Annotated in this window: 25 protein-coding genes; 11 read left to right on the forward strand and 14 right to left on the reverse strand. The window is 64.2% G+C overall.

Going from position 1 to position 25,918, the window contains the following annotated elements:
• Nucleotides 1-65: 65 nt before the first annotated feature.
• Entirely contained in the window at nucleotides 66-959 is an 894-nt protein-coding gene (locus ASD12_RS23215) for a LysR family transcriptional regulator (RefSeq protein ID WP_056591646.1), read from the reverse strand.
• A gap of 102 nt (nucleotides 960-1,061) precedes the next feature.
• Between ASD12_RS23215 and ASD12_RS23220 the strand changes: the two genes are divergently transcribed.
• Genes ASD12_RS23220 through ASD12_RS23230 form a run of 3 tightly spaced genes read left to right on the forward strand, consistent with a single transcriptional unit; the run spans nucleotide 1,062 to nucleotide 2,949 of the window.
• Entirely contained in the window at nucleotides 1,062-1,802 is a 741-nt protein-coding gene (locus tag ASD12_RS23220; protein ID WP_056591649.1) for an SDR family oxidoreductase, read from the forward strand.
• A 7-nt stretch (nucleotides 1,803-1,809) separates the two neighbouring features.
• Nucleotides 1,810-2,706, forward strand: coding sequence for an SDR family oxidoreductase (locus ASD12_RS23225; protein WP_056592196.1), 897 nt, complete (start codon nucleotides 1,810-1,812; stop codon nucleotides 2,704-2,706).
• A 30-nt stretch (nucleotides 2,707-2,736) separates the two neighbouring features.
• Entirely contained in the window at nucleotides 2,737-2,949 is a 213-nt protein-coding gene (locus ASD12_RS23230) for a 4-oxalocrotonate tautomerase family protein (protein ID WP_056591653.1), read from the forward strand.
• A gap of 256 nt (nucleotides 2,950-3,205) precedes the next feature.
• Here ASD12_RS23230 and ASD12_RS23235 read toward each other — a convergent pair whose 3' ends face one another.
• The 4 genes from ASD12_RS23235 to ASD12_RS23250 all read right to left on the reverse strand — a co-directional run bounded on the left by ASD12_RS23235 (nucleotide 3,206) and on the right by ASD12_RS23250 (nucleotide 5,688).
• Nucleotides 3,206-3,853 carry a glutathione S-transferase family protein gene (locus ASD12_RS23235; protein ID WP_056591656.1) on the reverse strand — a complete coding sequence of 216 codons (648 nt, stop codon included), beginning with the start codon at nucleotides 3,851-3,853 and terminating at the stop codon, nucleotides 3,206-3,208.
• The gene (locus ASD12_RS23240; protein ID WP_056591657.1) at nucleotides 3,841-4,290 is read right to left on the reverse strand and encodes an SRPBCC domain-containing protein; all 450 of its coding nucleotides are present in this window, start codon (nucleotides 4,288-4,290) and stop codon (nucleotides 3,841-3,843) included. The genes ASD12_RS23235 and ASD12_RS23240 overlap by 13 nt, the downstream gene beginning before the upstream one ends.
• Entirely contained in the window at nucleotides 4,287-4,601 is a 315-nt protein-coding gene (locus ASD12_RS23245; RefSeq protein ID WP_244482950.1) for a metalloregulator ArsR/SmtB family transcription factor, read from the reverse strand. Before ASD12_RS23245 ends, ASD12_RS23240 begins: the two co-directional genes overlap by 4 nt.
• Nucleotides 4,602-4,776: 175 nt before the next feature.
• Nucleotides 4,777-5,688, reverse strand: a complete 912-nt coding sequence (locus tag ASD12_RS23250; protein WP_056591663.1) for a transcriptional regulator GcvA — start codon at nucleotides 5,686-5,688, stop codon at nucleotides 4,777-4,779.
• 216 nt (nucleotides 5,689-5,904) lie between these two features.
• Here ASD12_RS23250 and ASD12_RS23255 point away from each other — a divergent pair, with 216 nt between their 5' ends.
• Entirely contained in the window at nucleotides 5,905-6,087 is a 183-nt protein-coding gene (locus ASD12_RS23255) for a hypothetical protein (protein WP_056591666.1), read from the forward strand.
• A complete protein-coding gene (locus ASD12_RS23260) occupies nucleotides 6,084-6,971 on the forward strand; it encodes an NmrA family NAD(P)-binding protein (protein WP_056591669.1) in 888 nt (295 codons plus the stop codon). Before ASD12_RS23255 ends, ASD12_RS23260 begins: the two co-directional genes overlap by 4 nt.
• Nucleotides 6,972-7,257: 286 nt before the next feature.
• On the opposite strand, the gene ASD12_RS23265 is transcribed toward ASD12_RS23260, so the two are convergent.
• Nucleotides 7,258-8,919 carry an acyl-CoA synthetase gene (locus ASD12_RS23265; RefSeq protein ID WP_056591672.1) on the reverse strand — a complete coding sequence of 554 codons (1,662 nt, stop codon included), beginning with the start codon at nucleotides 8,917-8,919 and terminating at the stop codon, nucleotides 7,258-7,260.
• Nucleotides 8,920-9,165: 246 nt separating this feature from the next.
• Between ASD12_RS23265 and ASD12_RS23270 the strand changes: the two genes are divergently transcribed.
• Nucleotides 9,166-10,278, forward strand: a complete 1,113-nt coding sequence (locus ASD12_RS23270) for a KamA family radical SAM protein (RefSeq protein ID WP_056591675.1) — start codon at nucleotides 9,166-9,168, stop codon at nucleotides 10,276-10,278.
• A 4-nt stretch (nucleotides 10,279-10,282) separates the two neighbouring features.
• Here the strand turns inward: ASD12_RS23270 and ASD12_RS23275 are convergent, their stop codons facing one another.
• From ASD12_RS23275 to ASD12_RS23285, 3 genes are all read right to left on the reverse strand, one after another.
• A complete protein-coding gene (locus tag ASD12_RS23275) occupies nucleotides 10,283-10,930 on the reverse strand; it encodes a 4'-phosphopantetheinyl transferase superfamily protein (RefSeq protein ID WP_056591678.1) in 648 nt (215 codons plus the stop codon).
• On the reverse strand, nucleotides 10,930-11,313 hold the full coding sequence (locus ASD12_RS23280; RefSeq protein ID WP_244482951.1) for a GNAT family N-acetyltransferase: 384 nt from the start codon (nucleotides 11,311-11,313) through the stop codon (nucleotides 10,930-10,932). The genes ASD12_RS23275 and ASD12_RS23280 overlap by 1 nt, the downstream gene beginning before the upstream one ends.
• 79 nt (nucleotides 11,314-11,392) lie before the next feature.
• Nucleotides 11,393-15,511 carry a Pls/PosA family non-ribosomal peptide synthetase gene (locus tag ASD12_RS23285; RefSeq protein ID WP_056591681.1) on the reverse strand — a complete coding sequence of 1,373 codons (4,119 nt, stop codon included), beginning with the start codon at nucleotides 15,509-15,511 and terminating at the stop codon, nucleotides 11,393-11,395.
• Between the two features lie 257 nt (nucleotides 15,512-15,768).
• Between ASD12_RS23285 and ASD12_RS23290 the strand changes: the two genes are divergently transcribed.
• The 4 genes from ASD12_RS23290 to ASD12_RS34930 all read left to right on the forward strand — a co-directional run bounded on the left by ASD12_RS23290 (nucleotide 15,769) and on the right by ASD12_RS34930 (nucleotide 17,980).
• Nucleotides 15,769-16,386: a BA14K family protein gene (locus ASD12_RS23290; RefSeq protein WP_056591683.1), complete on the forward strand. Its 618-nt coding sequence runs from the start codon at nucleotides 15,769-15,771 to the stop codon at nucleotides 16,384-16,386.
• A gap of 447 nt (nucleotides 16,387-16,833) precedes the next feature.
• Entirely contained in the window at nucleotides 16,834-17,079 is a 246-nt protein-coding gene (locus ASD12_RS23295) for a hypothetical protein (RefSeq protein WP_056591687.1), read from the forward strand.
• A gap of 419 nt (nucleotides 17,080-17,498) precedes the next feature.
• On the forward strand, nucleotides 17,499-17,816 hold the full coding sequence (locus tag ASD12_RS23300; RefSeq protein WP_056591690.1) for a DUF2934 domain-containing protein: 318 nt from the start codon (nucleotides 17,499-17,501) through the stop codon (nucleotides 17,814-17,816).
• A 14-nt stretch (nucleotides 17,817-17,830) separates the two neighbouring features.
• Nucleotides 17,831-17,980 (forward strand): hypothetical protein, encoded by a 150-nt coding sequence (locus tag ASD12_RS34930; RefSeq protein WP_023677295.1) that lies wholly within the window; start codon nucleotides 17,831-17,833, stop codon nucleotides 17,978-17,980.
• A 95-nt stretch (nucleotides 17,981-18,075) separates the two neighbouring features.
• On the opposite strand, the gene ASD12_RS23305 is transcribed toward ASD12_RS34930, so the two are convergent.
• From ASD12_RS23305 to ASD12_RS23330, 5 genes are all read right to left on the reverse strand, one after another.
• Complete coding sequence (locus tag ASD12_RS23305) at nucleotides 18,076-19,227, reverse strand: sulfite oxidase (RefSeq protein ID WP_056591693.1); 1,152 nt, start codon at nucleotides 19,225-19,227, stop codon at nucleotides 18,076-18,078.
• 324 nt (nucleotides 19,228-19,551) lie between these two features.
• The gene (locus ASD12_RS23310; protein WP_056591697.1) at nucleotides 19,552-21,429 is read right to left on the reverse strand and encodes an adenylate/guanylate cyclase domain-containing protein; all 1,878 of its coding nucleotides are present in this window, start codon (nucleotides 21,427-21,429) and stop codon (nucleotides 19,552-19,554) included.
• Between the two features lie 6 nt (nucleotides 21,430-21,435).
• A complete protein-coding gene (locus tag ASD12_RS23315; RefSeq protein ID WP_056592199.1) occupies nucleotides 21,436-21,969 on the reverse strand; it encodes a FecR domain-containing protein in 534 nt (177 codons plus the stop codon).
• A 209-nt stretch (nucleotides 21,970-22,178) separates the two neighbouring features.
• A complete protein-coding gene (locus tag ASD12_RS23320) occupies nucleotides 22,179-23,132 on the reverse strand; it encodes an EamA family transporter (RefSeq protein ID WP_056591700.1) in 954 nt (317 codons plus the stop codon).
• 649 nt (nucleotides 23,133-23,781) lie between these two features.
• Entirely contained in the window at nucleotides 23,782-24,774 is a 993-nt protein-coding gene (locus ASD12_RS23330) for a helix-turn-helix domain-containing protein (protein WP_056591706.1), read from the reverse strand.
• Nucleotides 24,775-25,047: 273 nt separating this feature from the next.
• Between ASD12_RS23330 and ASD12_RS23335 the strand changes: the two genes are divergently transcribed.
• Nucleotides 25,048-25,875: an alpha/beta hydrolase gene (locus ASD12_RS23335; protein ID WP_244482961.1), complete on the forward strand. Its 828-nt coding sequence runs from the start codon at nucleotides 25,048-25,050 to the stop codon at nucleotides 25,873-25,875.
• Nucleotides 25,876-25,918 lie beyond the last annotated feature (43 nt).

Below are 25,918 nucleotides of genomic sequence, written 5' to 3' on the forward strand. Positions count from 1 at the left end.
AGTTTCAGTATCTGCCTATGCTGGCATTTCGGTTTGCAGGCTGGATCAGGCGCAATGGACCTGCGCTAAAGATTCGCCTCGGCGAAGATGCGCGACGCCCAGTCGAGGAAGACGCGAAGGCGTGGCGAGAGCTGTCTGTTTTGCGGGTAGAGCGCCGACAGCGGCGTCGGCGATGGCAGGCAGTCGGCCAGCACCTCCACGAGTGTCCCATCGGCCAGATCCTTTTCGAAGCGATAGCGCGGCGCCTGGATGAGGCCGAGCCCGAGCCGTGCCAGATCGGCGGCGGTGTCGGAATTGTTGGCGGCGACGCGGCCCGGCAGCCTGACCTCGCGGGTCTTGCCGCCGACGGTGAATTCGAACGGAAGGATCTCGCCGGTGCGCGACGAGACGAAGCCGACCGCCTGGTGGCCATCGAGCGCATCGGGGGAGGCGGGTGTGCCGTGCCTTTCGAGATAGGAGGGGCTGGCGCAGGTGATCTCGCGGATGACGGCCAGGCGGCGCATGATCATGCCGCTGTCGGGCGGCTCGCCGACGCGGATGACGCAGTCGACGCCCTCGCGCACGAGATCGACCAGCCGGTCGCTCTGGCCGATCTGCAGGTCGATGCGGGGAAAGCGGGCAAGGAACTGTGGCAGGCGCGGCAACAGGAAGGTGCGTGTGAGCAGCGTGCTGGCGTCGATGCGCAGCAGGCCGAAAGGCTCCGCGTTGCGGAAGGCGGCCTCGGCATCCTCGATCTCGGCCAGGATCGACAGGCAGCGCCGATAGTAGGCTTCGCCGTCCTGCGTCGCGTTCACCTGCCGCGTCGTTCGTTCCAGAAGCCGCGCGCCGAGATGCTCTTCCAGCCGCCGGATCGCTTCCGTCGCGGTTGAACGCGGCAGGCCGAGATCGGCCGCGGCAGCGGTGAAGCTGCGCCGCTCCAGAACGCGAACAAAGAGCCTCATCGTGTCCAGCCGATCCATGGCCTTTGTTCGCAGTTTCCGAATAGTGATGTCAATAGGCGGCTGATTATCCCGAATTGGCTTTGCCTATATCCGTGTCACCAACAGCACGGAGACACTTCCATGACATCTAACCACACCAGAACGGCGATCGTGACCGGCGCCTCCAAAGGCATCGGCGCCGCCATCGCACGGCGGCTCGCCCGCGACGGCGTCGCCGTCGTCGTCAACTATGCACGGGGCCGCGCGGAGGCCGAAGCGATTGTGCGCAGCATCGAAGCCGGCGGCGGCAAGGCGATCGCCGTTCAGGCCGATGTCGCCGATCCGAGCGGCATCGCAGCGCTGTTCGACGCCGGCGAAAAGGCGTTCGGCGGCATCGACATCCTCGTCAACAATGCCGGCATCATGAAGACGTCGCCGATCGCGCAGACCGACGATGCTTCGTTCGACACGCAGATCGCGATCAATCTCGGCGGCGTTTTCCGCGGCATGCGCGAAGGGGCGCGCCGGCTTCGCGACGGCGGCCGCATCGTGAATTTCTCCAGCAGCGTCGTCGGCCTCTACCAGCCGGGTTACGGCGTCTACGCCGCCACCAAGGCGGGCGTCGAGGCGATGACCCACATCCTGGCCAAGGAGCTTGGAGCGCGCCGCATCACCGTCAACGCGGTGGCGCCCGGACCGATCGAGACCGCGCTGTTCATGGACGGCAAGAGCGAGGCGCAGATCGAAGCCATCGGCAAGACGATCCCGCTCGGACGGCTTGGCCAGCCCGACGACATTGCCGGACTGGTCTCGTTCCTGGCCGGGCCGGACAGCTTCTGGGTCAACGGACAAATCATCCGCGCCAATGGCGGCGTTGTCTGAGGAGATGATCATGCAAAAGACAATCCTGATCACCGGTGCCTCCAGCGGCTTCGGCGCGATGACCGCGCGGGGGCTCGCAAGAGCCGGCCACATGGTCTATGCCTCGATGCGCGACCCCTTGGCGCGTTGCGGCGTGGCGGCAGCCGAGATGGAAGAATTCGCTCGCGACGAGGGCCTGGCGCTCAAGTCGATCGCGCTCGACGTGACCTCGGACGCTTCGGCCGACGCGGCGGTCCGGCAGATCCTCAACGAGGCCGGCCGGCTCGACGTGCTCATCCACAATGCCGGGCATATGGGGTTCGGGCCGGCCGAGGCGTTCTTGCCCGAGCAACTGGCGCAGATCTATGACGTCAATGTCGTCGGCACGCAGCGCGTCAACCGTGCGGCCTTGCCGCACATGCGCTCGCTCGGCCGGGGGCAGATGATCTGGGTCGGCTCGAGCAGCACGCGCGGCGGCACCCCGCCGTTCCTGGCGCCCTATTTCGCAGCCAAGGCCGGCATGGATGCGCTGGCGCAGAGCTATGCGCTGGAACTCGCCCGCTTTGGCATCGAAACGACGATCGTCGTGCCGGGTGCCTTCACCAAGGGCACGGAGCATTTCCACCATGCCGTAGCGCCGGCCGATGCCGCGCGTGTCGGCCACTACTGGTCCGGCCCTTACGCCGGTGTCGACCAGCAGGTGCTGAAAGAGCTGGCTGCACTGGAGCCGGCGGACGCCGATCCAGCCAAGGTCGCTGACGCCATCGTCGATCTCGTCGCGATGCCGCATGGAAGCCGGCCGCTGCGCGTCCACATCGATCCTTCCGATGACGGCGCAGCGATCGTCAACGGCGTTGCCGACCGCGTACGCGCGCAACTCGTGGAACGGATCGGCCTTGCCGACCTGCTCCATCCCAAAGCCTGAAATCCACCCTCAAGAGACAGGAAAACGATCATGCCATTCGCCAACATCAAGATGCCGCAGGCCGCTCTCTCCAAGGCGCAGAAGGAAGAACTTATCCATCGAACCACAGCCATGTTCGTCGACTTCTTCGGCGAGGGGGTGCGCCCTTACACGATGGTGCTGGTGGAGGAGGTCGCCGATGGCGGCTATGGCCGCGCCGACGAAGTGTTCATCGTGCCGGAAGCCTATCGCGCGAAGGAGTAGCGCAAGGCAAGCGACGGCGGTTCGAATTCCCGCACGCACCCGTCATATGGCGACTGGTCGCTGCGAACTGCAACGTTCATCCCGGCTGCCGATGTCTTGTTGCGTCTCGGCTTCCCAAACACCGATGCCCCCATTGGGTGACATGCATTAGGCGGGGTCCGGGTGAACGGTCCCTGGCTGTCCACCTGTCACACCCCTGTTCAGGCGTCTCGGGACACCGCGCTCAGCGACTGCGATACAGTCTCATCCGCGTGTATCAAGCTGCATCTGCCGCTGCAAAATGCGCCATCTGGTCTTCGTATGCCTTCACGAAGGCAGGCCGGGCCGTGGCGCGCGCGACGTACCCGCGACAGGCGGGATAGTTCGCCAGCCCGTCGAACCGATCGACGAGGCGCAACACGTCCGCCATCAAGATGTCGGCGACGGAGAAACTCTGGGCGAGCCATTCGCGCCCCGCCAGTACCGGTTCCATGTGCTGGAGCCGGTGAACCTTGAGGAACCCGTCCATCATCTTCCAGGCCGCCGTGTCGTGGCTCTCCCCCGAGAACACCAATATGGACCAGGGCAGGCTCGCCGCCTCGACCGAATTCAGGGCCGCGAACAGCCATTCCTTGGCGTCGCTGCGACCGCGCGGATCGGCGGGCAGCAGCGCATCGCTACGCTCGCCGAGGTGCAGCAGGATCGCGCCGCTCTCGAAGATCGAGATGTCTCCATCGGTCAGCCACGGCGCCTGCCCAAAGGGTTGATGCGCGAAATGCTCGGCCTTTCGATCGCGGAAGGGCGTGCTCTCGACGCGGTAGGGCAACCCGGCCTCTTCCAGCGCCCAACGCACCCGTATGTCACGCACATAGCCGCGCGGCGTTTCGGGAACCCAATCATAGGTGGTGAGGATCAGGTCGACCATTCGGCATCTCCAAGGAAAATAGGCAGCTTGTCGAGGAGACCTCTCCAGCCTTCCTCATGACTTTTGCGCGCATCTTCGTCGGGCAGATGCTCGTGGAGCAGCGTCAGTTCCGTGCCGCCGTCAAACGGCTCAAGCAGAAACGTTACCAGTGACTCTCGTTCTGGCATTCCGGGCCATTCCCAGGTGAAGACCAGCTTCTTCTCGGGAACCACGTCCTGATAAATCCCGGTGGGATTGTGCTCATCGCCGTTGAGCAATCGGAATACAACGCTAAATCGACCCCCCGGTCGCAAGTCGACATCGGCCCTGAGCGTTGGCCCCGCATCGGGACCCCACCACTGCATCATCAATGCGGGCTGCGTGATCGCCGCCCAGACCTTGGCGGGCGAGGCTTTGATCCTGCGCACGATGGTCACGCTCGGGAGGCGGCCGATCATCGTTCGCCACCCTCTTCCACGAGCGTGACAAGTCGATCGAGGCTTACCGTCCAGAGGCGTTCATACCGGTTGAGCCACGCCATCGCCTCTTGCATCGGCGCGACCGCGAGATGAACCGACACGGTCCGACCGGTTTTGGTCCGTGTGATCAATCCCGCATCGGACAGCACATCCAGATGCTTCATCATTCCGGGAAGTTTCAGCGAAAACGGCCGAGCCAGCTCGCTCACCGACAGGCCGGGTTCGTCCATCAACTGCAGCAGGATGCCCCGCCGCGTGGGGTCGGCGAGCGCCCAGAACGTGCGGTCCATACCGGATGATTTATGCTTCACCATATAGCGAAGTATCTATCGTTTACCCTGGCGGAGTCAACCATTGGATATCTCGCTACGAGAACCATTTGCACGACGTCTTGGGTGGGTGAGGTGGCTCGGCGAAGCCGAGACCCAAGAGGTGGCCTTTTCGCAAGCGCAGGCCTTCGCCGCCTCAACCGCTCTTCGTCGTATCAACCCACTCAGCCGCCACTTCGGCAAACATCCAGTCGCGGAACGCCCTGATCTTTTTCTGGCGCAGCGCGCCATCGCGATAGACGACGTAGTAGCGCGAGGCGGATTTCAGCGCGAGGTCGAAGGGACGAACCAGCCGCCCCGCGGCAAGATCGGCCGAGACCAGCGCGCTTCGGCCGAGCAGCACGCCTTCGCCGTGCACAGCGGCCTCAACGGCAAAGGTGGCGGAATCGAAGCGCACGCCGCGCTTGGGGTCGACATCGCCAACGCCGGCATGTTGCAGCCATGTTGCCCAGTCGATGCGAAAGGCATCATGGATCAGCTTGTGATGCCTGAGATCTCCGGGCAGGCGCAACGGATGTTCGCCTTGCAGCAGCTCCGGGCTGCAGACGGGGAAGACCTCTTCATCGGCAAGAAATTCCGCCGTCACCCCGGCATAGCCGCCTTTACCGTAACGGATGGCGATGTCGATGCCGTCGCTGACGAAATCGGAAAGCACGCCCGAGGTCGACAGCCGCACGTCGATATCAGCGTTGGCGCGATGGAAGCGATGCAGCCTCGGCACCAGCCAGCGGCCGGCAAAACCGTCCGATGTGCTGACATTGAGGATGCCCGTGATGCGGTCAGGCGTGGCGGCGATGGTGGCGGCGGCGATCTGGTCCAGCGCCGTCCTGACTTCCGACGCGTAGGCGGCGCCCAGCGGGGTCAGGCGCACGGACCTCGCCCCCCGATCGAAAAGCTGGATGCCCAGCCTGTCCTCGATGTTGCGGATGGCGCGGCTGACCGCGCCGTGGGTCACGTTGAGCTCACCCGCCGCCTTCGAGAAACTCAGATGCCTGGCGGCAGCCTCGAAGGCGGGCAGGGCAGTGAGGGGCGGCAGTCTGCGCGGCATGATCCACCTGTGAGCATTACTCACAAATCCTGCACAAAGAGTCGTTTGTCGTCCAGCCCGGAAATGTCCAATCTATAGGTCTAGCAGCGCATCCAGATCGGATTTCCCATCTCGCCGCTGCGCTGAACGACCAGAAACAGTGTGAGCAATCGTCATGCTCGTCCATCGCGGACGGCGTCGGCACGCCTGCGCCCAGCGAAACACAGGAGACGAACAATGAACCCGACCCTCGAATCCATCAGCGCCGCGATGAGCGGCCTTGCACGCAGAACCACGGCAGTCGTCGAGCGCCGCCGCATGCTGCGCCGGGTAGCGCGCTTCTCGGACCATCGTCTGCACGATTTCGGCCTCGAGCGCGACTGGGACGGCTCCATTCTGCGCAATGGGAGGGCGATATGACCAGCACCCTGATCATCGGCGCAACGGGGCTCCTCGGCAGCGAGATGGCGAAGGCCAGCGGCCACAATGGCGATCGCCTGCACGTTCTGGTTCGTCCAGCAACAGCCGGGAATGAAGAGCGGCTGCGCCCGCTGAAGGAGTTCGGCGCTAAAATCCATGTCGGCGATCTCGACGACTATGACAGCCTCGTTCGCGCTGCCGGCGCGGTGGATCGCGTCATCAGTTCGGTGCATGTGGATTCGGCCAGCGAGATGACGCTGGTGCGCGCGGTTCGCGATGCCGGCGTCTCCCGCTACGTGCCTTCCGCCGGCTTCGGCCTCGACTTTGCCGCCGCCGCACCGGGCTCGGTTCCACCGCTCGATCTCAAGCGAGCCGTGTTCGACGCGATCAGGCAAGCGGATCTGCCCTATACGGTGATCTACACCAACGGCTTCTTTTCGACCTGGGTGGCGACGCTGGGCGATTTGATGCGCTTCGGCTCGTCGCCTCTGCCTCCCGAAGAGGTGACGCTTTATGGCGACGGCAATGTGCCGGCGACGTTCGTCAGCGAGAAGGACATCGCCGCGGTTACCTTGCGTGCGCTGAATGACCCCGATGCCCTCCGCAGCGAAATCCGGATCGCCCAGAACCGGACAACCCAGAGCGAAATGATCGACCTGTGGCGCCGGGTGAGCGGCCGTTCGCCGCGCATCGTGCGCCAGGGTGGGGCGCAGCTGGAGACGATGATTGAGACAGCCCCCTGGCTCGGACTGCTGCGGGCGTTCTGGATTCGCGGCGAGACGGCGCTTGAGACGACCACGCCGGAAGCGGGTACGCTGTATCCGGAGCTGGCTTTCGAGACCCTCGAGAGCGCGTTTATGGCGATGGCTAGCGCAAAGGGCTAGGGTTGAGCGAGGCGCTGAAGCTGCCAATCTCCACCCGTGTGGGGGAGATGCCCGGTAGGGCAGAGGGGGGCGCTGTCCCGCCGATCTGTCTCGATCAATCGCGCTGCGCTCTCACGCCGGTCGGCAGGAGAAACGGCGTGGCGATCTGCTCTGTAGTGGAGGTTGGCGCTCTACGGCGCCCCCCTCTGGCCTGCCGGCCGTTCGTCGTTCGGAAAGCCAAGCAATTGGCTTTCCGTCCGCTTCGCGGACCAATCCTCAACCCCCACAAGTGGGGAGATCGGCAGCTTCAGCGCCCCTTCCGCTTCTCCACCTCGGCCTTCCTCAGAAGGAACCGCTGGATCTTGCCGCTCGGCGTCTTCGGCAGTTCGCTGACGAACTCGACCTCGCGCGGATAGGCGTGGGCCGAGAGGCGCTTGCGGACATGCTGCGCCAATTCCTCGGCCAGCGCCTCGCTGCCTTGAAAGGCAGGCGCCAGGATGACGAAGGCCTTGACGATTTCGGTGCGCTGCGGATCGGGCACACCGACCACCGCTGCCTCGTTGACCGCCGGATGTTCGATCAGCGCGCTTTCGACGTCGAACGGGCCGATGCGGTAGCCGGCCGAGGTGATGACGTCGTCGGCCCGGCCGATGAAGCTGATCGACCCATCGGGCTCGAACTCGACCGTGTCGCCGGTGCGGTAGTAGCCGCCCGCTATGGCCGGGGTTTCGGCCTGATGATAGCCGCCGAACCAGCGCAGCGGCGAGTTGGCGATGTCGACGGCGAGGACGCCGGGCTGATTGGGGCCAAGCTCGTTGCCGGCCTCGTCGAGCACGACGATGCGGTAGCCCGGCATGGCAAAGCCGGCCGAGCCGTGGCGCACCTGGTGCGACAGGCCGTGATGGTTGTTGACCATCATGCCGTTCTCGGTCTGGCCGTAATGGTCGTGGATGGGGGCGGCGAGATGAGCGTCGAACCAGCGGATCACTTCCGGGTTGAGCGGTTCGCCGGCGCTGCTCACCACGCGCAGGCGGCCCTTGACGCTGGCGGCCGACGCGGCGCCTTCGGCCAGCAGCAGGCGGAAGGCGGTGGGCGAGCCGGCAAGGCTGGTGACGCCGAGGCGCTCGATGATGTCGTACGTGCTCCGGGCGGTGAAGGCGCCCTCATTGAGGGTCGTGGCGATGCCAAGCAGCAAGGGGCCCGTGATGGCGTAATAGAGGCCGTAGGCCCAGCCGGGATCGGCGATGTTCCAGAAGACGTCGTCGGGCCTCAGCCCGATGGCATCGCGCATATAGGTGCCGAAAGCCATCAGCGCGCTGAGCGGCACCGGCACGCCCTTGGGGAACCCTGTCGTGCCCGAGGTCGACATCATCATGAATAAATCGTCGCCCTTGCGCATCACCGGCTGGCACTCGGGCGAGGCGGCGGCAAGGGCGGCGCTGAAATCGATGTCGCCGTCCGGCAAGGCTTCGCCTGCTGCAAGCACGGTCGCGACCCGAGGGCAATCCTCCACCTCGTCGAGCTTGCCGCGATTGGCTGTGTTGGTGACGACGAGCTTCGCGCCGCTGGTCTTCAGCCGGTGGTCGATGGCCTTGGGGCCGAAGGCGGTGAACAGCGGCTGGTAGACCGCGCCGATGCGCCACGTGCCGAGGATGAGCGCCACCAGTTCGGGAATGCGCGGCAGCATGCCCGCGACGACATCGCCGGGGCCGACGCCGGTCTGTTTGAGGACATTGCCAACGCGCGCGGACATGTCCTTGAGGTCATCGAAGGTGAATTCTCGCAACTCGCCGCCGGCGGAGATGGCGCGCAGCGCCAGCCGGTGCTGGCCGGTGTGGCGATCGCAGCATTCGATGCATGCATTGATGCCTGTGGCGGGATCGCCCTGAAGTTTTGCGATCTCATCCTCGATGCGAAAGCGCGCGACGGCGTCAATGTAGCGCGGCCGCGCCGCGGGTGTGTTGGTCATGGCAGTCCTCCCTGGCAGCGGCGCATCTCCCCATGCGGCGCTGTCGCGTGTGAGCTTGCCCGAAATTGTGGCGGTGGTCGATGCGGCGAAAGTTGATGGGGACAGGTTGGCGCTTGAACACCCCCCTCTGTCCGGCAGGATAGAGGGGGGTGCGAGAAGGATCGCGGCGCTGACGATCTGCGTGGTTGACCCAATCTGTCATCCAGCGGATAGGTCCGGCCCAAATATACTCGCTCGAGAAATCCCATGACTTCAGACACCAAGCTCTACCACGCACCCGCCGCCGCCCCCGACACCGCCTGGCAGGCGGACGTCCGCGCCGGCGTCCGCCACGTGCGCGACCTCGACCGCCTGCCGCTGTCACCCGCCGAGCGCGCGGCGACGCAAGCCGCGGCGGCGAACCACAAGGTGCGCGTTCCAAAAGCCTATCTCGACCTGATCGACTGGAACGATCCCGCCGACCCGATCCGAGCGCAGGTCATCCCGTCTCCGGATGAATTGGTGAAAACGGAGGGCGAGCTCGACGATCCGATCGCCGACCATGAATTCAGCCCGGTGCCCAGGCTCACGCATCGCCATGCCGACCGGGTGCTGTTGTTCCCGACTTATCAATGTGCGGTCTATTGCCGGTTCTGCTTCCGCAAGGAGTCGCTGACCGCGATCGGGAGAGGCTATACGCGCGAGGCGCTGGAGCCGGCGCTCGCCTATATCGCCGAGCATCCCGAAATCCGCGAGGTGATCCTGACCGGTGGCGATCCGCTGTCCTTGCCCGACAAGGCGCTGGTTGAAATCCGCGCTCGCATCGAGGCGATCCCGCATGTGCGCCTCCTTCGCATCCACACGCGCGTGTCGGTGGCGTTGCCGTCGCGCATCACACCAGGGCTGGTCGAGGCCTTGCAGGGCCGGCCGATGGTCACAATCGTCACCCATTTCAACCACCCGCGCGAGATCACCGACGCCACGGAGGCGGCCTGCCGCACGCTGCGCCAGGCCGGCTTCGTGCTGCTCAACCAGAGCGTTCTGCTGAAGGGCGTCAACGACACGATCGAGGTGCTGGAGGAACTCTGCCGCGAGCTGATGTACCGCCTCGGCGTCAAACCCTATTACCTGCATCATGGCGACCTCGCACGCGGCATGGCGCACAGGCGCACGACGATTGCGCAGGGACAGGCGCTGGCCGGCGCGCTGCGGGCGCGGCTGTCGGGTATCTGCAACCCCGTCTATGTGCTCGACCTGCCGGAAGGCGGCGGCAAGGTGCCGATCGGACCTTGTTATGTCGAAGCGCGGGAGGGGGAGAACTGGCGGCTGCGCGGGCTCGACGGGCAGGCGCGGAAATATACGGAGATTGTTGGCGAATAGGGTGCTAACGCGTCTCGACAAACGCCAGCACCACCACGCGCGGGGCAACGCAGTATGCGAGGCTGACGTTGCGGCCTGTCTTCGTTGTCGCCTGGCCTGCGTTCAGGTCGACGGTGATGTCCTCGTAGCCCAGCACCTCGCGATCGAGCGGATAGGAGGCCTTGTAGACCGCTTCCTTGGCGGCAAAGAGGATGCGGCCGGCAAGATGCCGGTCCGCGACGTCTATCCGGTCCGCAGGGGTTGCAACGAGCGCGAGGATGTCGTCCGGCAGAGGCTGCGCGGGCTCAACGTCGATACCCAGCGCGCTGATATGGCCAATGGGCGCCACCGCCGCCACGGCCATGTCGTCGTCGTGGGCGAGCGAACCCGTGATCCCGTCGGGCCAGACCGGCGCGCCGGTTGGCGCGCGCAGGATGGCGGCGTCGCTGACCCCAAGCTCAGCCAGCAGTCCGTGCGCGATCCAGCGGGCCGCTCCGCTTGCGCGCCGCATGGCCGGTTGGCGCGCGGGGATCGAGTGTGCTTCCTCGGGCAGCAGATGGGCCTCGTCGCCGTCGCGTATCACCCGGCATCCGATCCGGGCATTTTTGGGCGCAATGGCGATCATCGCCTGCAGCAGGGATGTTTGCGCAAGCGTGATTTCTGGGGACCGCATCACGGATCGTCCGTCCGTGCGGCGAAGGCGATATCGGCGATCATCTCTCCGTCCTCGTCGAGCCCTTCTTCGACGAAACCGGCGCTGCGATAAAGGTCTCGGGCCGCGTCATTGTCCGGTTCGTAGCAGATCGAAACGTGGCTGAAGTGGCCGAGCCCCTGGATTTCGTCCAGCACTTCACGCAGCGCGGCCTTGCCGTAGCCTCTGCCCTGAGAGGCGCGGTCGATCATGAAACGGTAGATACGCGCCTCGTCGTCATCCCGCGGCGCATCGTACATCAGGAACCCGACGACACAGGTCCCGGCCACGACGACGCGTGGCCGCGCGTCCTCGTCGGTTTCGGCTTCTTCCAGCGACTCCGCATTGCTGGCGACGAAATCCATCTGCTCCGGAGCGAGTTCCATGGCCGCGACCAGGGCCAGTTGGCCTCGGTCACTGCAACAAGACGGATTTCGCCAGTCTTCAAGCCGATACCTTGGAGCCATCGTCCGTGATCGGCTCGACGAAGCGATGTAGCTTGGCCGGGTTGCCGCGCCATATGGAGTTGGGCTCCAGCTCTTCGCCCTTCATCACGAAGGAGTCGACATCGACGACCGACCCTTCGCCCATCACGACGCCGTAATGGACAAAGGCTGAGGGTCCGAGCGTGCAGCCCTTGCCGATGCGGATGAAGTCGGACTTGAACGCGCCTTCCTCGAGCGAATGGGCCTGGATGACGCAGCCCTCGTTGAGGGTGGCGTCGTCGCCGATCTCCACCAGGGAGCGTTCGGTCAAATTGCTGCCGCCGTCATAGACACGGCTGCCGACCTTGACGCCCAGCAGGCGCAGGATCATCGGCCGAAACGGCGTGCCGGCGAACAGGCGCACGATCGGCGAATCCGCCAGCTTCCAGTGGCGTTCGTGGCGCCAGAAGGCGACGTCGTAGATCGTCGTCATCTGCGGCTTCAGCCTGCCAAAACCAAGGCTTGCCCGCTCGACCAGGATGTAGAACGGAATGGTGATCGCCGAGGTCAGGAGCACGGCGACGAACAGCGCGACCTCCGCCCATTCGGTGTAGTAGTTCAGCGCCCGGTCCCAGATCGCCAGCGTGGCGAACAGCATGACCCATTGCGTTGCCACGAACAGAAGGATCGTCACCAGGTTGTGGCGGTTCTTGTGCGGGATGCGCCGGCGGCGGTCGTCCTCGTCGACGCCAGCGATAAGCTCCTTGTCGCGGTTCACCATGCGCGGGATTTCAAAGGCAGGCGAACCGAGAAGCCCGACATTCTCGCGCAGCGGCCCATCGATGGGGATCATCACCTTGGTGCCGAGCAGGACGTTGTCGCCCGTGCGCCCGTCCGGCGGATAGTAGATGTTGTTGCCGAGATAGTTGCGCTCGCCGATGCGCGTCGGCTCGAGCCGGAACGCCGAGGCGGACTTGTGCATGTTGATCATGAAAAGCCCGTCCGACACCATGGTTTCGGTGCCGATCTCGCACAGCAGCGGGTTTTCGTGCTGCTGGTTGCTGCCGAAGTTGGAACCGGTCTGCACCACCTTGTTGAGGTTCCAGCCGATGGCGCGCATGTAGTGGACGATTGCCGAGCTGTCGCCGAACAGGAGGCCGAGCACGCGGGAGTTGCTCGAGAATTCGGCGACCGTCTGCAGCCAGTAGCGGAAGCCGTAAAGCGTGTAGGTGCGACCTGGCTTCAGGATCAGGTTTGTCAGTCGCGGCACCAGCGTCGCCGCCAGGAAGGCCACGGCGATGTAGCCGAAAAGCGTCACCGTGGTGCCGATCGCGACGATGCCGATCGTCTCCTGATAGTCGTCGCCGACATTTTCCCAATAGCTGTGGAACAGCAGCGGCAAAGGGGTGACGATGGCAAACAGGCCAATCAGCTGAACCGCTTCGAAGAGGAAGCGCCGGATGTTGGATGGATCGACATTGCGCACCTTGCAATAGTCCGCCGTGGTCGGCACGGCCGGCGATCCATGCCAGCGTTCGCGGTCCGGGATGCTTTGCCCGCGGTGCAGCGAGGAGGAATGGCCGAGCTGGGCGCCGTCGCCGATCCTGGTGTCGATGTCGAGCGTGGAGCCGACGCCCACGAAGGCATCGCGGCCGATGGTCAGCGGCCCGGTGTGGATATAGCCCGACTGGGCCCGGTAGCCGAGGATCAACGATTCCTTGCGCAGGATGGTGTTGGCGCCGATCGAAATGAGATCCGTGCAGACGGGCACGGATTTCGATTCGATGACGGCGTTCTTGCCGAGCCTTGTGCCCAGAAGCTGCAAATAGAAGCTGTAGAGCGGGCTGCCGCGGAACAGCACGACGGGCGCGGTGCGGATCAATGTCTTGACCACCCAGAAGCGGAAGTAGCGCACACCCCAGATGGGAAACGCCTCGGCCTTCCAGCGGCCGACGAGCACCCATTTGGCGATGACGGCAAAGCCCGACATGCCGAAGAACACGGCGGCCGAAAGCGCCACGCAGCGCAGGTACAGCTGCAGCGGATTGTCGAGCGCGTCATACATCCAGTTGAGGCCGTCGTTGATCGCCCACAGGGCGACATAGCTGTAGAGCCCGTAGAACAGCAGCTGTGCCGCGCCGCAGGTCCAGTAGGCAAAGTTCGATGCCCGGCGGGTGAGGACAGGCTCGTTGGTGGCCGTCGTCATCTCATCCGCCACGCCCAGATGCCGCGCCAGGCGCGCCACGGTCGGATGCAGATAGATGTCGCGCATCGACGCCGTCGCCCATTCCTTCCTGGTGCGCAGGCGGGCGCAGAAATGCGCCATCAGCAGCGAGTTGGCGCCGAGATCGTCGAAGAAGTTGTCCTCGACGGACACCGCGTCGAATTTCAGCACGGTCGCCAGTGCTTCGGCCAGGAAACGCTCGTCGTCATTGCCGGGCGCCACCATGGTGCGATCGGCCGAAAGCCGGATGCTCGTCGGCTTTGGCAGCTGGCGTAAATCCACCTTGTTGGAGACCGTCATCGGGATCGCCGGCAGCTCCTCCAGATAGGAGGGCACCATGTAGTCGGGCAGCCGCCGCTTCATCGTCTGGGCGAGATCGGCGCGGGAGATCGCTGCTACGCCGGCTTTGGGTGCGTAATAGGCGACGAGCTCGACGCGGCCGGGCTCGATCTCCCAGGTGGTGACGGCAGCCTGCGCGATCTCGGGCTGGTCGAGCAGCACCGCCTCGATCTCGCCGAGCTCGATGCGGTAGCCGCGGATCTTCACCTGGGTGTCGATGCGGCCGGCATACTCGATCTCGCCCTGGGCGTTGATGCGGCCAAGGTCGCCCGTGCGGTAAATGCGCCTGGACGGGTTGTTCGGCAGGCCGAGAAAATCGGCAATGAATTTCTGTTCGGTCAGGTCCGGCCTGTTGAGATAGCCGACCGCGAGCCCGATGCCGGCAATGCCGATCTCGCCCAGTTCGCCAGGCTCGGCAAGCTGTGGCAGCGAAGCGTCGAGAATGACGATCGAGTAGGTCGGCAGCGGCGCGCCGATGGTCACCGGACTGTCCGGCGTCAGCGCGCCCATGGTTGCCGTGACAGTCGCCTCGGTCGGGCCATAGGTGTTGAGGATCTGCCGCCCTGGCTTCGACCAGCGCACCACCAGATTGTGCGGGCAGGCCTCGCCGCCCACCAGAAGCGTGCGCAGGCTGGGCACGTCCGATGTCATCGACGACAGAAGCGTCGGGCTGCAGGCCATGCAGGTGATGTCATGTTGGCGCAGGAAGTCGGCAAGTTCCTCGCCCACCAACGGCATCTGGCCCGGCGCCGGCACCACCGTCGCGCCGGCGACGAACGGCACCCAGATCTCTTCGGAGGAAAAGTCGAAGGCGATGGTCATGCCCTGATAGACACGATCGCCCGGCCGGTAGCCGTAGGAGGCGGCGGCGACCCGGATGAAGTTGACGAAGCTCTGGTGGTTGATGACGACGCCCTTGGGCTTGCCTGTCGTGCCCGAGGTGTAGAGGATGTAGCAGGTGTCGTCGGCAGAAGCGGTCTTGGCATGCGGCTTCAGCGGCGCGCTGGACTGTTTGGAGATTTCGGCGGCCGCGCTGTCGATCAGCAGATGCGGAACCGGCAGTTGACCGGCGCGCGACGCATAGGCGGCGATGGTGACGATCAGGCTCACGCCTGCGTCTTCGATGATGAGCGTCATCCGCTCCTCGGGAAACGCGGTGGCCAGCGGCACGAAGGCGGCACCCGCCTTCATCACCGCCAGAAGCGCGACATAGGTCTCCGCCGAGCGGTCGAGAATGAGCCCGACGCGGTCGCCCGGCCGCACGCCGCGCTTGGCCAGCAGGCGGGCGAACTGGTTGGCGCGGCTGTCCAGCTCCTGATAGGTCCAGACCCGCCCGTCGGAGATCACCGCCGGCAAGGCGGCGAATGTCTGCGCGAGCTGTTCGAAGGCCGTGTCGAGCCGCTCGCCGGGCAGGCCTTGCCGGGCAAAGTCGGCGCCCGTCAGGATCTGGCCGCGCGCGACTGTCGCGGGGGCCGTTTTTACCAGCGCATCGATGCTTGCCAGGCCGGTTTCCGACCGGCTGCCCGGTCTTGCCTCGTCCAGTTCGGCGATATCGATACCGTAATCCATTTCCATACTTTCCCGTCCTGGCCGGGCATCGCCCGGCATGGCCATTTTCCGGCAGCTGCCGGCGGCTTATGCCATCCGATCTTTTCGCCAGTTTTTCCGAACTGTTGAATATTGTTTCTGAAGTGTGTCTGGGCGCTCGTCCGGGCTGACCTACGCGGCCTTGCACGCTGGCGCTGCCAGGCGCCACGGTTGATGAACGCTCGCTTGCCTGGAACCAGTCTTCACGCCCCGCATTCTATTAGACGAGGCTCAAGGAGAGTGGCATGAAAGCGATTTTGGGATTGGTTGGTGGCTTCGTGCTGACCCTTGCGGTCTTCGGCAGCGGGCTCGTCTTCGCTGCCTGGCTGCTTGCCTCCAATCCCGTGCATCAGGCAGGGCCCGTTGCGAGCGTGGCGGAGCTGTGGACGAGGAGCGCGCGGCCGGTGAACACGTCTACGCAGAGCCTGGAGCGGGTGCCCGCCGCGCGGCCCGCGGCGCCGGATGCCGCCGCCAGGTCGCAGGCGGCGCCGCCGGAAACCGATTCCACCTTGACCGGCGCGGTGGCGACCGCCGCGGGCGAGGGGGCCGTGCTGCCGGCTTCCCATGTCAGGTGGTGCGCGAGCCGCTACCGCTCCTACAATGCGGCAGACAACAGCTACATGTCCTATAGCGGCCAGGAGCGCCCGTGCGTCTCGCCCTATCTCGACACCGCCGCCGCTCACGACGGCGGGGGGCTTTCAGCCAATGTCAGCTATGTCTCGGCGGACAATGCTTCCCTGGTCGCCACGACTGGGCTTTCGGCCGACCACGTCGACTCCTGCTTCAGCCGCTACCGCTCCTACCGGCCGGACGACAACAGCTACCAGCCATATTCCGGTGGACCAAGACGTCAGTGCGAGTAGGCGCCACCTGCTGCTTTGCCATCGCCGGTGCGGGCTGCATTTCGCTCGACCGGCTGGTCGCCGTACCTGCGGCAACGGCGACCAGGAAATGGTCAAGCTGGCGATTGAGAACCTGTTCTCAGTGGATGTGAGGCTGCCGGTTCAGGGGGTGCGCTGACCCCTGCTGCCCGCAGTCGCCGCTTTGCGGCCGAATTCAACGCAGAATTCCACTCTTGCAATGGTTGCTACCACGCCGGTTCCCACGCCGGCACAAACACTACGCCCCTATAAGACGCCCCAACAGCGCAGCAACGAACCAGGACGGTCGTGCGCTGACAACCTGCCGTCGCGGATCCCGTGGGGATCGCGGCTGGCCGGTCTCGCCCGAAGAGCGAAAGACAGCCTCATGAACGCGATGCGGGCGGCGCGTCGAGGCCGATGTCAACTTTCAAAAGATGGAGACTTGAAATGAAGAAGATCATTCTCAGCATTGCCGCGTTCCTGTTTGCCTCCGGCATGGCTTTTGCCGGCAGCGACCACTTTGGCTCGGACTTCATCCCTGCCGCCAGCAGCTATCCGACTGCCGGTTCGCATTCGATGGTCTCCGGCGGCGCGGTCGGCGTCACCACGAGCATCACCGACAGCGCGGTGGAGGCAAATGCGACCTCCGGCATGCCTGCGCCGGGTTATGGCCAGGGCATCTGGGGCCGCTGACACCAAGGCCGGCCGCCACGGCCGGCATCCAGGCGGCGGACCGCCGCCTGGGCTGCGAACTCAGGTCAACAACAGGCCTGACGACGGCGAGTCCGGCGGAGTCGGCAGCTTCGTTCATGGGGCTTGATAGGAATTTATTCTTGACGCTGTGAGGGCAGCTATGCTACATGTCCGCCCATGGTGTTGATCTGCACCAGTAACCCGCCCGCACAGGCGGGTTTTTGCGTTCCATGCTTCGTCAACCAACGCGCCGGCGCCCTAACCCGCTAACCCGGATACTTGCGCTGCTCTCCCCTTGTTGGCCCTTGGGGAGGTGAAGTCTCCGCCGTAGGGCGCCAACCTTCGCGCGTGATCACGCAAATTTTTTGGATCGTTCGGTTTGGTGCGGCGTTCTTCCCTGACGCAAAGGAGGAATGACCATGGGCGACGACCGGCACGAGAAGATCCAGAAGCGCGCATACGAATTGTGGGAACGCGACGGCGGTGGCGATCCGGAGCGGCACTGGTACCAAGCCGCGGCCGAGATCGACAGGGAGGCTGCGCTGCCACTGACGGCGGACGATGCGCTGCCGCAAACCCGCGAGATCGCCAGCTCCGATGTGCTTACCGTCGAGGAACTGGCGGTGCGCACCGGCATATCCGGCGACGAGGCGCAGGAACTTCTCGACAGGCTGGGCAGCGACCGCGCCGCGACCGAGCAAGCCGCCCGCAACCTCAAGGGCAAGCGGCGGTCTTAGCCAGGGAGAGACCAATGATCCGGAAACTCAAGGACGGAAAATATCGCCTCTATTCACGCAAGAAGGACGAAAAGACCGGCAAGCGGCGGAACCTGGGCACGTTCGATACGCGCGAGGCGGCGGAGAAGCATGAGCGGGAGGTGCAGTATTTCAAGCGGCATTGAACGATGCACCGCTGACCAATTGCCATGCCGCGCGGCCGGCCCGGCATGACAATTGTCGCCACTTCGCTGGCCTCCCGCAGGCTTCCCGACTCTCCTCAAACGATCTTGATGCGCCGCGTCACCTGGCCATTGCTCTCCCAGTATGTGTGCTTCTTGGCGATCAAGGGATCGTCCATTGCCGGTTGAACCTGCCCCGTGGTGCTGACCGCGCGCGAGGTCACCGTGTGCTCTCCCAGCGAGGGGTTTGCCCAGGGCATGGACCAGATTTTCCAGGCGTGTTCGGCCTCCTCGCTGTGGTCGATGGTCGCCGGCGCCCAGGGCGCTTGATCGATTTGCACTTCGACCCGGTCGATCGGTGCGCCCCAAGCCGCGCCGACGATGGCGTAGTCGGAGCCTTTCTTGGTGACCTTCGCGGGTGCCGACTTCAGCAGCGCCCGGCCCACCGAGGTCTCGGCCCATACGGTCTCGCCATTGTGGTCTTCCTCCCGGATGGTGACATAGTCGCGGGCCATCAGAAGGCTCATGAAGCGGGTGTCGCGAACCTCGATGCGCTTCAGCCACTTGACGTTGGCGATCCCGTACCAGCCCGGAGCAATGAGCCGCAGCGGGAAGCCGTTGGGCGCCGGCAAGGCGGCGCCGTTCATTTCGTAGCAGAGCAGATTGGCGGGGTTCATCGCGTCGGCGAGCGCCATGCTGCGCGCGAAATTCTGCTTCATCTTCACGTCGCGTATCGCGACCTCGCTTTCGTCAGTGCCGAAAAAGACGACCTCGATGCCCTCTTTCAGAACGCCGGCTTCCTCGAGGATAGGCGCGAGCGGTGTCCCTGCCCATTTGGCATTGCCGATGCCGCCGGTGAAAAAGGGAAACCCGTGGTTGCCCGAGCATTCCACCGTGAAAACGACCTCCTGGCGCGGCCGTGCCCTGATGTCGGCGAGCGTCAGCTTCAGGGGCTTCTTGACCAGGCCCTCGATCTCCATGGACCATGTCTTCTCGTCGATCGTCGGTCGATTGAAATGCGAGATGCTGAAGAACTTTTCGTTTGGCGTTATCCAGCTATCCAGATCCTCCCAGACAAGCTGCGTCTTGATACCTTCCGGATTGGGGTTTTCGGTCGGCTGATCCAGCCACGGAACAACTTCCTCGCCCGCCTGTGTTGGAAAAGCGTAAGCGCGACGCGAGAGAGCAGCGATTGCGACAAGAGCAGCACTTCCTTGAACAAGAAATTCCCTGCGTTGAAAGCTATGCATGTTGGTTACCTCCCAGTTGATCCGGAACAGGCTGCAACGTGCGTTAGGCCGTAGCCTGATCACGGATAGGCGACAATGAAAGTACTCCCCATCCGGAAGTATCCGGATAGGTCGGACAATCACCGACGCACCTCAAGCATGTGAAGCGTTGGGCGAAACTCTAGCTGCGTTTCGCAATCCAAGAGTGCGCCTTTGAAAAGGACATGTCCACAACTTGGACGGGACATGATGACTTTGTGGCATTCTGGAGAGATTTCCTCAAAAAAATTGCTGCTCAGATCGCAACCGGCCGGCCGGGCCTTCGGTGGCGCCGGCCATCCTTGATCAGGGCCTGATCCTCGCCGTCCGTGCACTTTGCCAGAACCTGATTGCGAGCGAGCCGGATCGCCCACGGATCTGTGTTTCCACAGGCCCTTTCAGGGTACCGGAGCTGAACAACGCGCAGTCGCGGCCGGCGACATCGAGCATCTTGTCACTCACCGCGACGTCGGCATTGTGGTCGGCCGCGATCTCCATCAAGCGACTGGCAACGTTGACAGTGTCGCCTATGGCGGCGATGTGCTGACGGCCTTCGCTGCCGAGTCGAGAGGCCACGATCGTCCCGTGGTGGGCTCCAATCTTGAAGCCGAGCCGGGATGCGGTCGATGCAGGCAACGAGGCGAGCCAATCGTTGGTGCGGCTGGAGAGTCCCACACAACAGCGGGCGGCATTGAAGGCGTCATTTGCCGCTGGTTCCGGCAGACCGAACAGGATCATGGCTCCGTCACCCATGAAACTCGTGACGACGCCACCGCAGCGCGTCACTTCTTCGTCGACCAACGCATGAAAACTGTTCAGCAGTTCGCGTGTGGCGATCGGCCCCAAGGATTCACTCAGTCCGGTGAAGCCGGATAGGTCGATGAACAGGATGGCGGCGTCTCCCCGGACGGGGTCCGAGAGGAAGTCGCCATGCCTGGCGAGCCACTCCCCCATGCCTGGGGCTTCAACGCGTTGAAGCAATTGGCTCTGCGTTGCGAAAAATTGGGCCCGGCTCCTGCCCAGCCACAGCTGCGCGGCCCCGAACAGGATAGCCGGCGGGATGGCGGCGGCCATCGGCAACGCGGCGCTCAGCCAGATGTGGTGCGAGAAAGCGGTCATGTTGACCACGAACCAGATCAAGACCACGCCGGCGATCGCCGCGAGGCCGCTGGCGTTTCGCCGCCAAGCCAACAGCCCCACGAGGATCATGGGCAGCACCGCTGCAAAGCCGGCATCCGCAAGCCGGACATACTGGTCCCGCACCGTTCCGTCGCCGGTCATCAGATGGGCAATCGCCGTCGACATGACTTCGACGCCCGGGAGTATGGGATCGAACGGTGTCGGGAAGACATCGCCGGTGCCGGTTGCGGTCGCTCCGATCACGACAACTCGATCCCGGATGGTGCCGGGATCGAGTTGGCCCTCCAGCACGGTCGCCGCGCTGATCGTGCGGATCGTGCCGCGAGGGCCGTAGAATGTCAGAGGCAGGATGTGACCAATGTCCGTCCGGATCGGCCGTCCGCCCAGGGACAGATGATCGGGTGCGATTTCCGGATCCCCGCCTGCCGCCATGGTGGCGACACGCAAGGAGAAAGACGCTTCCAGCCGGTCTCCGGCCCGAAACAGCAACGGCACGAAGCGGGGCGTTCCCGTCTTGTCGGTGACCACGTTGACGACGCCGACAGCGGCGGCATCCGAGAACGCTTTCAGGGGCCACAGAAACCGCTCGGCATTCGGCACGCGGGCGAGGGGCCCTTCGCCCTCGGCCACCGTCCATTGTTCACCTCCGGGGTAGACCGCCGCGGCGGCGATGACGCTTGCCCCCCTGCCCAGCGAACGCGCGAGCGCCTCATCATTGTCTTTTGCGCCGGGATCGACCAGCAGCAGGTCGAGCGCAATGGCTTTTGGTCCAAGGCCGGCTATCGTATCGACAAGCCGGGCAAGCGTGGCGCGGCTGAGGGGATATGTGCCCTCGTGCCGCACCGCTTCATCGTCTATGGCGACAATGGTGATCAGCTCCGGTGGCTTTGCCGGTCCTCGAACGAGCGTTCGAAGGTCGGTCATCGTTGCTTCGACGCGATCGAGAAACCACAGATGACCGCGCCAGTGCGCGAAGCCCAGGCCGGCGCCCCAAAGACCCGCGAGAATGAGCGCGATCAGCGTCGGAAGCGCCCGCCCGCCCACTGCGGCTCACAGGCCGAAACGGGCCAGCAATGCGGAAACGCGCTTGGCGGGCCAGCGCTTGACGGTCAGTGGTGCCGTTCCGGGCACGACGTCGACGCCTTCGCCCGGCGCAAGCACCACGCCGGCATCGGACGCCCGCCTGTGCACGGCGACGCGACCCCTGAGGACGAAAACAGACGTCTTGCCCTCGCCAGTGTCGATTGCCCATTTGGTGCCGCGCACCGCGGCGATCGCCTGCGGGGTGACAACCGCGAAGCCACCCGGGACCGACCCGACTGGTGCATCGAGCAGCAGCGCCTTGCGCCGCAATCTGACCCCGTCGGCCTTGCCGTTTCGATCGCCGTCCTCCAGCGTAAAACGAGCGCCTTCTTCCACAATGATGGTGAGGCCCTTCCGACATTTCAGAATCTGCCGGGCCGTACCGGCCACCGGCTCGAGCTTACACCCCGCGTCCTGCGCCAGGGCGGCATCCACTCGGAAGACACCGGCAAACAGGCCAGCCACCACCAGGCTGCGGAAAAATCGGTCCCTTGCGTTCATCGACGTCCCCTTTGCTCTTGCGAAATCTTGCGGCCAAGAAAATCTTGCCGGCGCCAGCCCGGCAGCACGCTTGCGAACCGCACTTGCAGCCGTGTTGCGCCGCGGCAGCATGCCGACCGGCGATCTTAACACGACAACCCGGCTCCGACACCAAGCAAGGGCACGATGCAAACCAAGCGCTGACGGCCCTGCCGTCACTCGCAAGATTTCTATTCCACGCGTGGTTGAGCTGGCGTGGGTTTGACCACGGTTGCGAGTATGATGCCGGCAACGATGAAGGCCGCACCGACCAGATCGTAGTCGTGCAAGCCCTCGCCGAGCAGCAGATAGGCGAGCATGGCCACGAACACCGTCTGCAGGTAGAGCAGCATGCTTGCCCGGCTCGCGCCGAGCGTTTCCACGCTTTTGTTGTAGAGATAGTACATCAAGGCGCCGCCGGGGCCTGCCAGATAGGCGAGCGCGAGAATGCTGTCGACGTCCATGGCGGAGCGTTCATCGTTGAACAATTCCCACACATGGAAAGGCAAGGCGACCAGCGCACCGGCGCCGAGCAGCAGCACGACCATCGGCAGCAGTTCGATGCCGAATTTGGCACGGCGCAAAAGCACGGTGTAGAGGCCCCAGCAGAACGCGCTGCCGACGATCCACAGCTCGCCGGCGTTGACCTTGAGTTGCAGCAGCGCCGTCAGGTTGCCGTGGGCAACGATGAAAATCATCCCGGCAAGCGCAACCAGCGCGCCAAGCGACTTCCACAGCCCGAGCGGCTCGCCAAGCACGAAACGGGCGAGCACCATCGTCATGACAGGCGACAGCGCCATGATGATGCCGGCCGTGGTGGCGTCGGTGTCGTTGAGGCCATGGTAGATCATGCCCTGGCACAGCGTGAGGCCGATCGCCCCCACGGCGACGACCTCCACGGCGCGCGTCCGCAAAAGCCCGATCATCGCCTCGTGATGACGGTGCACGATCGGCAGCAGGATGGCGCAAGCAAGCGTCAGCCGCCAGAAGCAGAGGCCCCAGGGCGGCATTTCAGGCGCCACCCATTTGGCCGCGATATAGACACCGGCCGAAAGCAGCCAGCACAGGACGGCGGCCGGATAGCCGGCCAGGGAGGGGCCGGCCACGGGTTGCGCGGCCTGATGCGCTATCGGCATTGCCTGCATGTCATGTCCTCCCCCTTCGATGACCTCGGCCAGCCAACATAACCTGTGTCGTTGGGTCGTGCATCCGTTTTGAAAGGCGAGAAGGGATCCGCGCTCGGCCGCCCTATGTCTTCGATGGAGCGAGGAGTTCTTGCTCGTGAGGGGATGCGACGACCGGAACGGGTCAATTCACGACATCGGACATTGGAAGTTCAACGTCCTGAAAGATGGAAAATACCGCCTCTAGTCGCGCGAGAAGGACGAAAAGACCGGCAAGCGGCGGAACCTCGGCACGTTCGATACGCGCGAGGCGACCGAGAAGCACGAGCGGGAGGTGCAGTATTTCAAGCTGCAGTGAGGGTAAGGGTGGTGGTGCTTGCGACGGGCAGTGGCGATGGCGATACATCCCATGCCACCCTGAACGGGCTGACCTCAACTCCGCCAAGCGCAACAGCAGCAATGCGACCCATCGCGGACGTTCAGGCAAACTTTGCCTCGATCCGGAAGCGGACGTTGGTGGCGTTCCATCAAACGGCGGCCTCGCGCCTAAGGAAAGTCGTTCCTGGTGATCCCACCCGCTGTCCGAAGGAGGCACTCCTGGCCGGCGGACTCGAGTGCATGCACACGGTCCTCATCCGATACAGCGAAAACGTCATCGGCGCGAAACATCTTAAGAACTGACTGACGCAGGCCGATTATGGCTCCGTCGGTGCCGCTTGCGATAGTCGCCGGGGCTCACGCCTATGATCCGGGTAAACACTTTGCGGAACGAAGCCGGATCGACATAGCCTACGTCGAAGGCAATCTGGCTGACGTTTACGGTTGTTCCCTCAAGCTTTTCTCGCGCCGCGTCGACCCTGAGGCGCTGGCTGTACTCGTTGGGTCGAAACCCTGTGGCTTTGTGGAAACGGCGGACGAACGTGCGCATTTCCAAGTGAGCCCAGCCCGCCATGTCGCTGATGCTGACACCATGCGGGCCTTGCAGATGAAGCCGGTCCTGCGCGAGCGAGACGGCCAGGTCGCCGTGATTCAGTTCAGGTGAGAAAATCCTGTACAGGCGCTGTTGGCGACCTGGCGGATCAATCATCATGTAGCGTGCCGTCTCCAACATCGCCGCTCGCCCAAGAAGCCGATCAACGACGATGAGGGCAAGGTCCGCCCAGGCCAACATGCCACCGCCGGTGATCAGATCGCCGTCATCGATGATCAACTGATCGGCATCGACGTCGATACTCGGAAAGCTGTGTGCCAGTTGCCGTGCGCAAGCCCAGTGCGTGGTCGCCTGCCTTCCATCGAGCAGACCGGACTGAGCTAGCAGAAAGACGCCGCCACAGGTTGCGGCCACCGTTACGCCAGCGTTGTGGCGGTCGCGCAGCCATGCACTGGCGGCCAAGTCCTCCTCCATGCTCTCGACGACGGTGCGGAGCGGCGGCACGATAATGATACTGGGCTCGCCTGTTGCCCCTGACTGGTCGACGCGCTCCAGACCGCAGGCGGTTTCAGAAAACAGGCTCACCCGAAACAGCGGCGCGGCGCTTCCTGATCGGACACGCGCAAGCCTTTCGGCGATCTGGAACAGATCATTCAGGCCATGGACCACGCTGAGCATAGACAGCTTGCGGACCAGTATCCCGATCTCGGGCAGGTCAGCCGTAACGCTCATTGTCTCTAATGCCACTGCAATTTGTCCGATCTGCCGATCACGCCCGCCCGAGCGATTGTTCTATCTCATCGGATGCCGGCGTTGATGCCGACATCCATCTTTCGGAGCGAGCACATGCCAACGACCACAAACCAAGAAACCAGCGGGCGCGGAGGCATCTCGCGACGCGACGTGCTTGTCGGGGCGGCCGCCGTCACAGGAATTGCCCTGGCGCAGCCTGCCTTTGCCGCCACCACCGGAACGGCCAAAATCCCCAACCAAGGAGAGACGACAATGAGCACTATCACAGTCAAGGACGGCACAGAAATCTTTTACAAGGCCTGGGGCGAAGGCCAGCCGATCGTATTCCATCACGGCTGGCCGCTTAGCGGCGACGACTGGGATACGCAGATGATATTCTTCTCGGCCAACGGCTACCGGGTGGTCGCGCATGATCGCCGCGGCCACGGCCGGTCGAGCCCGAGTGCCACAGGCAACGAGATGGACACCTATGCGGCCGACGTCGCCGCGGTCACGGAACACCTTGGTCTGCGGGATGCGATCCACGTCGGCCATTCAACCGGCGGCGGCGAATTGATCCGCTATGTCGCTAAGTACGGTAGCGGTGGCCGGGTCGCCAAGGCAGTGACGATCGGTGCGATCCCGCCGCTGTTCGTCAAGTCGGCAAAGAATCCGAACGGTGTCCCCCCGGAAGTGATCGACGGCATTCGGGCCGCCGTCGCCGCTGATCGCGCGGGATTCTATCGCGATTTCCCGGCCGGGCCATTCTATGGCTTCAACCGACCCGGCGCGACGCCGTCGCAGGGTGTCATCGACAACTGGTTCCGACAGGCGATGGCAGGCGACATCAAGGCCCAGTACGACTGCATCACGGCCTTCAGCGAAAGCGATTTCACCGCAGACCTCAAGTCCATCGTGCAGCCCGTGCTGGTTATGCATGGTGAGGACGACCAGGTGGCGCCGATCGACACCACCTCACGCGAAGCGGTCAAGCTCTTGAAGAACGGTACGCTGAAGACCTATCCCGGATACCCGCACGGGATGGCCACGACGCACGCCGACGTGATCAATCCCGACATCCTCGCCTTCATTCGCAGCTGAGCCGCAACGCGGGCGGGAATGCTTCCCGCCCGCGTTCCCACGC

Origin of the sequence: Mesorhizobium sp. Root102 (genome assembly GCF_001425625.1) — a bacterium.
Taxonomy (GTDB): domain Bacteria; phylum Pseudomonadota; class Alphaproteobacteria; order Rhizobiales; family Rhizobiaceae; genus Mesorhizobium.